Below are 12,188 nucleotides of genomic sequence, written 5' to 3'. Positions count from 1 at the left end.
AGACATGGCGCCCACGCTAACCCATGGCGGACGGCACCCCCAACTTTTTCATGCTCCCCAAAATGGAGACCTTTATTAATCGATCGGTGAGCGATGAATCGCGAGTGGTCGGCTGGAATTTGAAGCGCGACGCTGAGAATCCACAGAAGCTGCCTGAACCAGTGTAGCAGGAGCGAGAAGTTGTAGCTGGCGTCGGCCAGGATGGTTGATGGCATCGCCCTGCTCGCCGGCATCGCAGTTGCGGCCTATCCGGTGCTCGGTTCTTAACGTGACCGATCACGGGTTCGATCGCGGGGTTGATCGAAGGCTCGGTCCAGATCAAGCGCGCTATTCCGACCTTGGCCCGAGCGGGCGAAAATGGAGGCCTGTGGACGCGCCGTTTTTGCTGAGTGGTCAGCTTCTCGAAAGCTAGTTGCTATAGCTTGTCGTTGGCGTGCGAGCTCGCAATCCATTCGCCGCTGAGACTTTGATCTGAGCCTGTCTGCGCAGATTTGCGAGCAACCTATATTCTCGATGGAGAGCGGTATGGCTGGTTCTCAGTTCAATCCTCGGCAGTTGAGCCCGTTTGCGCCAGGCCTCGCGCGGCAGAATACCGGTATGCACGGAGGGCAACAGGCGGACGGCGTACAATAGGATTCGCGCAAGATCGACCAAAGCGCCAACTGGCAGCGCCTAACCTGTGGCCATCCGTTTAGCCGGTGTTAAATTACTTCTATGTGACGTTTACGAGTATGTGATAGCTGTTTGTTCAGCAGAAAAAGGCAATCGGAGAAACGTTCTTTTCCGCGCAGAATGATCCAGCTGGGCGCGTTTAGTGACGGGACGCAATCACCTTCCGGGTCATCGGCATGACGAATCGTAAATTGGTGGAATATTAGAGGCATAGACCCATTACCTATGCGCTCGAGCCGCATCGACTCTGCCATCCGACGGACGGGCAACGTGTGCAGGCGGCCTATCGGGGCGCGGCACAGTACTTGACCGGCAGCCTTCTGGCGCCGGTCAGGTATTTGCCGCTCACCCTCGATTTCACCGCTTCGCAGGTTGCATCATCACCGCCCGTTCCACCATATTGCGGACAGGCGACGGCTTCGGACGGCGCATATCCGACATCGCTAGCTTGAAAGGCGCTCCATAGACAATGCCGCATGACACGCCCCTTATCGCTACCATCGTCGCCGGTCTGGGGCTGGCTTTCGTCTTCGGCGCTCTCGCCAATCGTTTCCGCATTCCCCCATTGGTCGGCTATCTCGTAGCCGGCGTGCTGGTCGGGCCGAACACGCCCGGTTTCGTCGCCGACGCCGGCCTTGCCAACCAATTGGCCGAAATCGGCGTCATTCTGCTGATGTTCGGCGTCGGGCTACATTTCTCGCTCAAGGACCTGCTGTCGGTCCGCGCCATCGCCGTGCCTGGCGCCATCGTCCAGATTGGCTTTGCCACCGCGCTCGGCGCCGGGCTGTCCTGGATGCTCGGCTGGTCGATGGGCGCGGGTTTGGTGTTCGGCCTGGCACTGTCGGTCGCCTCGACCGTGGTGCTTTTGCGCGCACTTCAGGAACGCCGGCTGATCGAGACAGAGCGCGGCCGCATCGCCGTCGGCTGGCTGATCGTCGAGGACCTGGCCATGGTGCTGGCGCTGGTGTTGCTGCCGGCGCTTGCCGGTGTACTCGGCGGCCAGGAACAGGCCAATGCCCATGCGAGCGACCTGCTGTCGCTGCCGGCCAGCTACGGCATATGGGGTGTCGTGGGCATCACGCTGGCCAAGGTCGCCGCCTTCGTCGTCGTCATGCTGGTTGTGGGCCGCCGGGTCATTCCGTGGATCTTGCACTATGTCGCCCATACCGGGTCGCGCGAACTGTTCCGTCTCTCGGTGCTCGCCATTGCCCTCGGCGTCGCCTTCGGCGCGGCAAAATTGTTCGGCGTCTCGCTGGCGCTGGGTGCCTTCTTCGCCGGCATGATCATGAGCGAATCCGAGCTGAGCCACCGCGCGGCCGAAGAATCGCTGCCGCTGCGCGATGCCTTCTCGGTGCTGTTCTTCGTCTCCGTCGGCATGCTTTTCGACCCGTTCAGCCTGATCAGCAACGGCCTGCCGATCCTGGCGACGCTGGCCATCATCGTCATCGGCAAGTCGCTGGCGGCGTTCGTCATCGTCGTCGCCTTCGGCTATCCCCTGGCCACGGCCTTGATGATTTCGGCCAGTCTTGCCCAGATCGGCGAATTCTCCTTCATCCTGGCCGAGCTCGGCGTCGGGCTGAAACTCCTGCCCGAACAGGGCCGCGACCTGATCCTTGCCGGCGCCATCCTGTCGATCGTGCTCAACCCGCTGATGTTCCTGGTCATCGATTGGATGAAGCTTTGGCTGGAGGCCCGCGCCGCCAGGACGGCACCACCGGTGGACGCCAAGCCGGTTGGTCCGGCGACCGAACCGGGCCAGGTGGCCTCGGTCGCCGCAACATCCAGCAAGGAAGACGGACCGCCGCCGAGGACGGCGCTTGCCGGTCATGCCATCCTGATCGGCTATGGCCGGGTCGGTGGCCTCGTCGGTGCCGCGCTGAAGGAAGCGGCACAGCCTTTCCTCGTCATCGAGGACGCCGACAAGACGCTGGCGAAGCTGAAAGCAGACGGCATCGAAACCATCGCCGGCAATGCCGCCAATGCCGAAGTGTTCGCCGCCGCCAATCCGGAGGGCGCAAAGCGACTGATCCTCGCCATTCCCAATGCGTTCGAGGCCGGCCAGATCGTGCTGCGGGCGCGCACCGCCAATCCCAACATCAACGTCGTCGCCCGCGCCCATTCCGATGGCGAGGTCGAGCATCTGACGGGGCTCGGCGCCGATACGGTGATCATGGGCGAACGCGAGATCGCGCGCGGCATTGTCGAAGAGGTGCTTAGCCATAAGCCGGTGTCGCGGCCGCGGGCGACCGAACCTTCCGCTGCCTGAGCCCACAACCCAGAGCCAGCCAGCGCGCATATGCCTGCAATGTGACCGCAGGCAGGTTCAAGCGACGAATGCAGAACCGCCATTTTGCGCGACACTGCTGATCACCGAGTCAGTCGGCGGTGAAAGCCTCGCACGGGCGATCGACCGCGTCGCACCTGGCGGGATCATCGCCATGTTCGGTTCGAGCAGTGGCGAACTCACGCCTGTTGGATACCGTCAGTTCGTTCTGGGTCACGAGGGGCGAGGCTTCAGACTTTCGCGTATCACATGTCTGTTTCAGGCATTGGCGCTGATATCGACCACGTCGGCGGAGCTCAGGCAGTAAAGGCGCTGCTGGAGAACGCAAAGGCGCTGACGACGCTGGAGATCAGCGGCCCGCAGCTGGCTCGCTCGTGTTCGGGCGCCGATAGATCGCAGAAATCCCCATGCGCTACATCAGCGTCGCTACATGGCGGCCGACCACGACACCGCCTCGCCGCAGCAGCGCCCGAAGCATCCGCGTCCCGGCGAAGGGGTAAACGAGATGCAACTCGTCGAGCCGGCGCATCAGCGCCAGGTCCTCGGCCGAAACCGGCCGAGGCTTATAGTAGACCGTACTGCGGGCAAGGCCGAGCCTCTTGGCTTGCCCGACGATCGAAAAGGCGTGCTCGCGGTCGATCATCGTTTTGCGCTCAACAGGCCGGCTTTGCTGAGCGCGCCCTCTAGGAGACGTGTGCGCGGGACGCGCTTTGCGTTGATTTTGTTTGATTTTGTCGGGTTTCAGGGCAATGGGCGGAAAGATATCCGCGGCAAGTGGTCGGCTGGGCTTTTGGCGCTCTTGTGTGAGCGCCAGTGGTGGTCTTGCCCGCTATGCGCCCATCACTGCCATCGCCTACAATATGAAACGCAGTTTGAAGGCACGTCACGAATCCGGCCCTGCGCTCATTGATCCCGTTGATCTCCGGTCGCCATCTCATATTTGATGCTTCAGGTTTTCGGCTCGGCTAAAATAATGTGGTCGCGATTTGCCATCGTTCGGACGTTGCACGGCTTGCCTGGTGGGCCAGCGTAGCGAGTTCCGCAAGATAGCCGTCCACTGCAGCTCGGGCGGTAACTGTGCCGGGGTGACGGAAAGTTAGACTGGTTCCTTCATGTGACCGGTTAATCCACAGGTATGTCTCGTGCGAATCATCACTGCCGCTGGCCAGCAATCTCACCCCCCGGCTGGCCCACAGATCCGATCCCGGGATGCTGCGAATGTCCGAGTAGGATATCATGAAGCGGTCGCGCAGCGGGGCTCCGAGCAGGTCCATGGCTCTGCTAAACGGCACCCGCGCTGTTTGCTTGGCTCGCGTTATTTCCAACTTGGCCGCGCCCATGATCTCCGAGAATCCACCTGCCGCACTGAAGCTGACCGGGCTCATTCCGACGTACCAGCCGAACGAGCTTCTCCATCGCCAATCGTGCCGAGTTTGAATCGGCGTGACGGTATGGAATTCCTGTTTATTTGCCAACGCACGGCCGACCATCGCTAAGCAGGCGAAGATCCCGGCCATGGTGTTTCCACCGTTGACCCGACACGCCCGATCAAATTCGCGAGCGGCGGCGGCGTCGAACAGCAAGATCCGTCCGCTACGTTGCGCAACCCCTTTTGAACTACCGATGGACACTGGGAAATCCGGCAGTTGGCCAGCGTTTGCCGCGATCAACTCTCGCCAGTGGATGATCGCCGGATGGTCGACTGTGAGGCCGGCCATTAGGGTTCGTTCGCTTTCCGCATAGTCCAGATGGCTGTGAACAACGGGCAAACGCGGTGCCACACCCTCTATCGCAGCGGCGTACAACTTGGAGATTTCATGGGGGACCAACGCCAATGAGTAGCCATCAGTGAGGAAGTGGTCGCAGGCAAGCACTACGGTGGTCGATCCCGGACGACTGACCGTAACCAACACGTAAGCTGGCCATTGGAGGGGGCTCGTCTCCGCGTCAAATAATTCTTCCATCCTCCCGACCAATTCACTGGTATTGGCGTAGTCGCCGAGTTCCGTCCCGTTGAGCGCGGCAGCATCGGGGCCGACAGTGAAACGCTGAATCGTCGAACCTTCCTGGGTGATGTGGCTGCGCAACGCCTCGTGTCGGTCGATCCAGTTCAGGACCGCCCGAGTGAAGGCGGGCGGGTCGAATGCGCCTGATTGTTCAAACGCCACGGCCAACCACGTCGGCCGGCCGTCTCCAACGCAGTCGAGGTGTTCCTGCTGAGCATGGGACGCGCGGCGCGAGTCGGGCCGCCACCGACTTCGGTCTGGCACAACGATCCGCCACGCCGTCATCCGGCCTGGCTGCACGGCTAGTCTATTGATGTCCATACCCGGCCTTCACTGTCGAGCGGTCATGCTCAACTTGCAAGCTGCGCATGAGACGAAAAGGGGACCACCAGATCCGAAGCGTGCAGGCCGCGCTCAGAATACTGCAGACCGCAGGCTTGGTCGGGTGCACAGGGCAGGGAAGGCGTCCATCCACAGGGGACTGTCCGCAGCCAGCACAGGCCAGCAGTCGCCGCATTACTGCAGGCCTAACAACGCAATCGCCGTCAGTGGGAACCTTGGAGCGCAGGCGCGAACCGGTTTGTCCGAGCAGCAGCGCCAAATAATTGTGCGGCAGTTCCCTAAGGCGGAAAATTTCAGTGCTGCTCATGTGTCGACCACCGTTGTCCGGCCGGCAGATAGCCCAAGCGGGACAGCTCGCAGCCGGCGATCCGTTCAAACTCCATGATCTGCTCCGGTGTTAGCTCCTCCGCATAACGACCCAGTCGGCCTGAATGCAGCGGTTTACCCGCGGAGTTGGCCGCCGGGTGCCCGTAAGGGCGCTCGAACAGCGCATGCTTGTGTTCCGCGTGCCGCAGCACAGCCTCGTGCCAGGGCAGGCCCAGGTGATTCAGGATTCGCGTGAGCGACCGTCGCGGGTGGCGCACCAGATCCTCATAGCGGAGCTCAAAATAGACGTTCGGCGGCGAGACCTGATGCGGTCGCGATACGACTTCGAGCCAACCTTCCGCAGCGTCGGCGACAGTCTGATAACCCCAATCTGGCACGGTTTTCAGATGCGACGCGGCCAGATCCCGTCCGTCCCGCACGATATGCACGAAATGAGCCTGCGGCCACAGTCGGGCGTAGGCATCCACCTGGGCGATCTTACGCTGCAGTTTCAGCCCCCAGCGCCGGGCTCCGGCGCGCTCCTTGCGCAACTCACCAATTTCATTGATCAGTCGGCATCGGTCGACGAACGATACGATCTCACCAGCCACCTCGCTCATCACTTTGGTGACCAGAGCGCGTACATCCTCGAGGTCCAAGCCGAACCTCAGGCATTGCACCAAAAAGTGTAAGCCGTCATACCAGAATGGATCGATCCCGCTTTTGGTGTAGCTGGTCACCTGGGGCAAATGGGCGGTGAGTAGGTCGGTCGCCTCCAGGATGTGAGATCCAAGATTCAGTGGTTCGAGAAAATCGATCTCTGGCCCGACGACCATGTCGGGGTGCGAGTCCAGTACCACGCTGAGTAAGGTGGTACCGGACCTGTTCTCGCCGCCAAGCAGCACAGGGGTGGTGGAAAACGGGGCGGTACCGGGCATCGGAGCGTTTCTTGTCAAGTTTCTTAGGATGGCTTTGCCGCAGTGAACCAGCGACAGAGCGAATTCGGGGTGGCCAGGAAATGTTCACCGGCGAACCGGACGGCGGCAGCCGACCTGTCCGGTTGGTCCCCCGTATTCTCCATTCGGATCACTGCAGTCGCCAGTGCCTCTCTTGCAGCTTCAAGAGCGGATTGCACGTCGGCGTCGGTCAATGCCGCCGACGGCATAAACCTGCCGCCGTACTGCATGAGAAAGCCCCGGGACCACATTTCCTGGAAGAACATGCTGCCGAGCTGGTCGTGGGCGAATACTACGTCGAACATGGTAGGCCATGCGAACGCCCATGCCTCGACCCTCTGGCTGGCGAAGACATCGTTAAGCCCGGTGAGGAGTTGCTTGCCCACTTGCTGCATTCGGGCCAGTGCAACTCCATCGCGGCACGCGTTAAGCGTGCTCAGGGCTGCCGCAAACGGTGTGACCTCACGCTGGAAGGTGTTGCCGAGGTAGGTCTTGTCGGCGGCCTTAAGGACGTCCGCCCGACCGGCTACCGCAGATAGTGCTGTGCCGTTGGCCAGTCCTTTGCTTAGCGTGATCAGGTCCGGTGTGAGGTTGGCGGCAGTGTGGTAGCCGCCGTCCGCATAGCGGAAACCGGTCATGACCTCGTCCAAAATCAGCAGGGCGCCGCGTTCGCCGACCAGCTGCTGAAGTTCCTGATGATATTCGGGTGGGAAGAAGTTGACCTCCGGGGTAACGATCACCGCTGCGACACGACGGGCCTTGGTCAGCTCTTGGAGCCGGTCCAGGTCGTAACCGAACTCGATGCTATCCCGGTCCCTATTGGGCAGTCCCATCGTTGGCCGGTCCTGCAAGTGCCAATCGTGCCAGCCGTGATATCCGCTCGTGAGCACCAAGTTCACACCAGTAGACGCGCGGGCGAGACGGACCGCCGCGGTTGTGGCACAAGAACCGGTTCGGAAGAAAATCGAGCGCTCGGCAACCGGGAATATTTCCGCCAGCCGTTCGGCCAATTCGACACGATGCAAAGATAAAGGCCCGGGCAGAATACCACCTGTGCGGCGCATTTCCTTCACAACATCGGTGACGACTGGCTCGTATCCAGCTCCCAAAGGCGCTGCCCCGCTGCAAGACGTGAGATCCACGTACCTGTTTCCGTCAGCGTCCCATACATGTGCGCCGGACGCGCGGGCGTAGACCGCCGGAAAGCGCCGGTTGAAGTCCCAATTTGCCGATGCGGTAAGCAGCAGTGCTCTATGCATTGCTGAGTTATGTAGGTCGGCCGTGCGCAAGACCGGGGAGGGCGCATTGATGGACATGGATAATCTTTCGCTTGAATGGTCGGATCACACGTTCGTCAAACCAGTTTCTAACTGTTCGGCGGGCGTTCACCTGAATCGACAAAGACGAAATGAACATCCGCATCGTTGTCCGGACCCGCTTTTGGGCACTGCCGGTCGCCCGCAAGATCGGCAACACCACCGGATAACGACAGAGCATGTTCAAAAGTCGTGCCAATCAAACCCGGCGCCTGCCGGCGTAGAGGACAGCAATGCCGCCGAAATTTTGTCGCACGTTCGACAAACGCCACAATATGCGTCGGCAATCGGACGTTTTCTCGGGACTATCCAACGACGCTTGAGCCTCTCGAGGTTTCAATTTCTCGACGTCGCAATGATCGTCCTCTCATAACGCGCAGGCCTAAGTTACCAATCCAAATCGATGACGAAACCTGCAAAATCAAAGCCTTTGAGGGCATCGCCATATGGATCGAAAAGAAAAATCCAAACTCCGGGGTTAGGATCGAAGCCTGCGATGCGTCCGTCACCAATTTAATGGGCCCTAGACTAAATTCTCGGGGCATTATGGTTGCGCTTGTGCCCACATGTCTGCCACCTCCGTAAAATGGCCTCGGGATCCAGGCCGACCGTCGCCGGCACCCGGCCTCACAACCGGTTTAAGTCTCCCACCCAATTGAAAGGAGTATGTGCGATGAAAGACTGTGTTCCGACCCCAGAGACGAGCGCCTTACGCATGGCCTGCGCGAATCCGGTTTTCAACGTTCAGGCTGCCAAGAACAAAGCGCCGTGCAACGATTGTGTCGGGGTTAAAAGGCTAACGAAAAGAGAAACGGACGTCCTCGTGTGGGCGGCCGCCGGAAAAACGACCTGGGAAACTGCACAAATACTTGGAATAAAGGAGACGACAGCGAACTGTTACATAAGATGCGCTTGTGAAAAGCTACTAGCTACCAACAAAACTCACGCCGTCGCAATTGCGGTTTGCTCCCAATTGGTTGAATTGAGTCCTTCAACCCGTCAAATCTGACGTGTGACACCGCTCGCTCCGCCGCTATGAATGTTCGTCGCGAGCAGGGAGCCAGCAGGCACGGATAAGCTGCACGCAAGCTGACCGGCTCTCGCCCAGTTCGTTCACAGGCCAAGAGCCATTTTCCAGTTTCATCGTGGCCGCATTGTCGACCGGCCCGAGGAGGGACACTTGAGCGCATTGCAGCACATCAGTGCAGCTTCACCCAATTTTGCGAAATATGACGCGGTCGTTGTGGGCTCTGGGCCTTCAGGTGCAATCACAGCGAGAACACTGGCCGAAAGGGGACTCTGCGTCCTGGTTCTCGAATTCGGCAGCGTCGTGAGTCCGGGGTCAACCTATTTTGAGCACCAGGCGCCTTACAGTAGAGGGTTCTCTCCGAGCGGAAGTCTGGACGCAAATCCGTGGACGGCATGTTGCGTCGGCGGCGGAATGGCGTTCTACGATGCGATAACTTTCCGGTACCGGGACATAGACCTTAAGCCGTCAAAATATCTGTCCTCTGACATGAACATGGATTGGCCAATAGAAGTTGAGGAACTGGATGAGAGCTACCGATACGTGGAGAGCCTGCTTCGAGTAAGCGGAAGCAATGGAATTTGCGCCTTCCCGGAAAGTCCACGGGGTGGTTGTATTTTCGATGCGATGACATCGCTGAATATACATCCTAAGAGAATCCCGCTAGCAATTGATCACCCGGAGGCGGTGAATGGATGCTTGGCGTGTTCCCCCTGTGACGAAAGAAGCTGCCCGACGAACGCCAGGGCTTCCGTCCGTTCTCGAAGAGTTCTGGATGACACAGATCTTCTAGGAAACATAACCACGTTGTACGGCTGTTTTGTGTATCTGGTGGAACTGTCGTCGGCTAGCCGGGGATCGGCGCTGGAATGTTATGTTCCTTTCTCTGCCGAAAATCTTCGTATCCCCTTTGATCGACTGTTTATCTGCACTAATGCCGTTCAATCAGCCGCTCTCCTCTTGAGATCGCAAAGCCTGAAGGCGCCGAATGGAATAGGCAACGAGGCCGACCTAGTAGGGCGCGGCTTGTCGTTCAAGGTGAGTGGCTATTCCGTTGGTTATAGTGAGAAGTGGGGCGCAACCCCACATTTCAGTGCGACACACAAGGGGCCCCATGCAACCGTTTACACCGATGATTTCTATGAAACCGTCGATTCTCCCTGCGGAATTGCCGGACTGATATACGAGGCGAACTACGCTCAGGCCAGCGACACCATCGGCAGACTTCGCCTCCACTACCTGATCGGTGAAGAATCATGGATGGCAAACAGGGTGCTGCTCGACGATCGGAAAGACAGCTTTGGCGTTCCTTACATCCGGTTCGAGTATCGGAATTCCGAAAATGACATTGCCAGGGTCCGATTCCTTGCCGACCGAGCAGATGAGATTCTTCGGGCTGCAGGAGCCAAAGACCTAGAGCGGGAGCCGTCAGTTCACAGCAAGGGCAGTTCGCACCTGCATGGAACAGCGCGCGCAGGAAGCGATCCGAGAATATCCGTCGTTGATAGGGACGGTCGTATTCACGGGTATGACAATATCTACATCATGGACGGATCGGTGATGAACTTCGCCGGCAATAGCAACCCAACCCATACAATCATGGCTAATGCCAGGCGTATGTCACTTTCAGTCGGAATTTGAGGCTTGGCGGGAAAGAAATCTCAACCGATGGCATGCGGCGGCGCCTCTCCGTTGTGCTTGAGCGTGATCTGCCTAAACCGTTTGCGCCGGCAGAGGAGCCAGGAGACTGTTGTTCATGATGACTGCTGACTTATCAAAATTCCACCACATCGCATTTGACCTGGACGGAGTTCTCGTCGACTCGCAGGCTGTTGTTGAGTTGGCGCTTAGAAGGTGGGCACAAGAGAGGGGATATTCTCCTGACCTCATAATTGAGCTCTCTGCCGGTCGCCGAGATCAGGAGCTAGTCGCCGAAGTTGCGCCGCATCGCGATCCGGAAGCTGAGGCCAAATGCATCGCCGATTTCGAGATTGAGGTGATGTCTCAGCTTAGAGCAATTGACGGTGCTGAGCAGTTTTTTCGATCGATCCCTTCCGCCCGTAGATCGATAGTCACTTCTTCAACCAAGGAGGCCGCGACCGCCAGACTGCGCCAGGTCGGCATCCCTTTGCCCAAGGTTCTGATTTCGGCAGATGACGTCACACGCGGAAAGCCGGATCCACAGCCCTACGAATTGCTTCTCGAAAAAGTTGGTGTGTTGGCTGAAGAATGCCTGGTGTTTGAAGATTCGCCCGCAGGCATAGCCGCAGCTCTTGCAGCAGGTTGCGGTTGCATCGGGGTCGGCGCTGCAGCACAAAACTGTCAAGGTATCATGGAGTGGATACCAGATTTTGGACAGGGCTCGAACCTGGCGGCAGTCAATTCGCTACGGGGAGTGTAAGGCCATGAATATCACTTTGTCAGCAGTTGAAGAAACACTCGATGAAGTCGTGTTCCATGATGACATCCTTGCGAAATATCAACGCGAGCGCGATATCTACGGCTCGCTGCTTGATGCGGCTGAGCGAGCTTACATGGCGTGCCGCGTTAGGCTGTCCGATCGCCGCGTCTGGCATATCAACTCGACAGCGTTTGGAGGAGGCGTAGCGGAAATGCTGCCACACCACATCGCCCTGATGCGGGGCTTTGGGATTGACATGAGGTGGCTGATTTTTAAGCCTCGGGACAAGCAGTTTTTTGCCTTCACAAAGGGATTGCACAATTCGCTTCACAATGTCCAAACCCCTACCACCGACGAACTTGTGGCGTCATACGAGCGTGAATCGAGACAGGGCGCGCGTGATCTCAGGCGCATCATTGGAGCGGATGACGTCGTGATCGTACACGATCCTCAACCGCTGGCTGCGGCCTCTTTTTTTCTCGAATCTCAACCCCATCCGGCTATATGGCGATGCCATATCGGCTATCCTCAACGAGCTCCTACGGTCGATAGAACCTGGGAATTCTTGCGAGGATATTTACGCCCGTTTCATAGAGTTGTGTTGAGCGATGCGGACTATGCTTTCAACGGATTTTCCGACATCGATATTATACCTCCGTCTATTAGCCCGTTTGCTGATAAGAATCTCTCCTACCCCAATGAGCCCGGAGACGAGCTGGAAAGATACGCCTCTATAAACCGGTATGATGAAGATTTAAGGATAAGCCTTGCCGATCTAATAACGGAGAGATATTTTCTTCAAGTGTCGCGTTGGGACAGGTTAAAGGGTATCGATCGCATATTAGAGGCTTTTCGACGGTTTGTTGAGAACGAACCCT

The 12,188-nt window shown here is 58.5% G+C and carries 8 protein-coding genes and 3 pseudogenes; 5 read left to right on the top strand and 6 right to left on the bottom strand.

Annotated features, from left to right (window positions below):
- Positions 1-122 precede the first annotated feature (122 nt).
- Positions 123-292 (bottom strand): annotated as a pseudogene (locus ACWGTO_RS31735) (IS5/IS1182 family transposase); the annotation flags it as partial.
- An 849-nt stretch (positions 293-1,141) separates the two neighbouring features.
- On the opposite strand from ACWGTO_RS31735, the gene ACWGTO_RS31730 reads away from it, so the two are divergent.
- Positions 1,142-2,938 (top strand): cation:proton antiporter domain-containing protein, encoded by a 1,797-nt coding sequence (locus ACWGTO_RS31730; protein WP_454578692.1) that lies wholly within the window; start codon positions 1,142-1,144, stop codon positions 2,936-2,938.
- A gap of 433 nt (positions 2,939-3,371) precedes the next feature.
- On the opposite strand, the pseudogene ACWGTO_RS31725 reads toward ACWGTO_RS31730, so the two are convergent.
- From ACWGTO_RS31725 to ACWGTO_RS31705, 5 genes and pseudogenes are all read right to left on the bottom strand, one after another.
- Positions 3,372-3,635, bottom strand: a pseudogene (locus ACWGTO_RS31725) (IS3 family transposase); the annotation flags it as partial.
- A 286-nt stretch (positions 3,636-3,921) separates the two neighbouring features.
- Complete coding sequence (locus ACWGTO_RS31720; RefSeq protein ID WP_454578691.1) at positions 3,922-5,124, bottom strand: condensation domain-containing protein; 1,203 nt, start codon at positions 5,122-5,124, stop codon at positions 3,922-3,924.
- Positions 5,125-5,597: 473 nt separating this feature from the next.
- Positions 5,598-6,548 carry a sulfotransferase family protein gene (locus tag ACWGTO_RS31715; protein WP_454578690.1) on the bottom strand — a complete coding sequence of 317 codons (951 nt, stop codon included), beginning with the start codon at positions 6,546-6,548 and terminating at the stop codon, positions 5,598-5,600.
- 23 nt (positions 6,549-6,571) lie between these two features.
- Positions 6,572-7,882, bottom strand: a complete 1,311-nt coding sequence (locus ACWGTO_RS31710; protein ID WP_454578689.1) for an aminotransferase class III-fold pyridoxal phosphate-dependent enzyme — start codon at positions 7,880-7,882, stop codon at positions 6,572-6,574.
- Between the two features lie 50 nt (positions 7,883-7,932).
- Complete coding sequence (locus tag ACWGTO_RS31705; RefSeq protein ID WP_454578688.1) at positions 7,933-8,169, bottom strand: hypothetical protein; 237 nt, start codon at positions 8,167-8,169, stop codon at positions 7,933-7,935.
- A gap of 299 nt (positions 8,170-8,468) precedes the next feature.
- On the opposite strand from ACWGTO_RS31705, the gene ACWGTO_RS31700 reads away from it, so the two are divergent.
- The 4 genes and pseudogenes from ACWGTO_RS31700 to ACWGTO_RS31685 all read left to right on the top strand — a co-directional run.
- The gene (locus ACWGTO_RS31700; protein WP_454578687.1) at positions 8,469-8,891 is read left to right on the top strand and encodes a helix-turn-helix domain-containing protein; all 423 of its coding nucleotides are present in this window, start codon (positions 8,469-8,471) and stop codon (positions 8,889-8,891) included.
- A 171-nt stretch (positions 8,892-9,062) separates the two neighbouring features.
- Complete coding sequence (locus ACWGTO_RS31695) at positions 9,063-10,550, top strand: GMC oxidoreductase (RefSeq protein WP_454578686.1); 1,488 nt, start codon at positions 9,063-9,065, stop codon at positions 10,548-10,550.
- A 115-nt stretch (positions 10,551-10,665) separates the two neighbouring features.
- The gene (locus tag ACWGTO_RS31690; RefSeq protein WP_454578685.1) at positions 10,666-11,310 is read left to right on the top strand and encodes an HAD-IA family hydrolase; all 645 of its coding nucleotides are present in this window, start codon (positions 10,666-10,668) and stop codon (positions 11,308-11,310) included.
- 4 nt (positions 11,311-11,314) lie between these two features.
- Positions 11,315-12,188: pseudogene (locus tag ACWGTO_RS31685) on the top strand (glycosyltransferase); the annotation flags it as partial.

Source organism: Mesorhizobium sp. PL10 (assembly GCF_053714315.1).
This window is presented reverse-complemented; position numbering and strand designations above follow the sequence as displayed.

Bases quoted from the DNA above. Each gene is read 5' to 3' on its own strand.
- ACWGTO_RS31730 (WP_454578692.1), top strand. From the start codon at position 1,142: ATGCCGCATGACACGCCCCTTATCGCTACCATCGTCGCCGGTCTGGGG.
- ACWGTO_RS31710 (WP_454578689.1), bottom strand. From the start codon at position 7,882: ATGTCCATCAATGCGCCCTCCCCGGTCTTGCGCACGGCCGACCTACAT.
- ACWGTO_RS31700 (WP_454578687.1), top strand. From the start codon at position 8,469: ATGGCCTCGGGATCCAGGCCGACCGTCGCCGGCACCCGGCCTCACAAC.
- ACWGTO_RS31715 (WP_454578690.1), bottom strand. From the start codon at position 6,548: ATGCCCGGTACCGCCCCGTTTTCCACCACCCCTGTGCTGCTTGGCGGC.
- ACWGTO_RS31690 (WP_454578685.1), top strand. From the start codon at position 10,666: ATGATGACTGCTGACTTATCAAAATTCCACCACATCGCATTTGACCTG.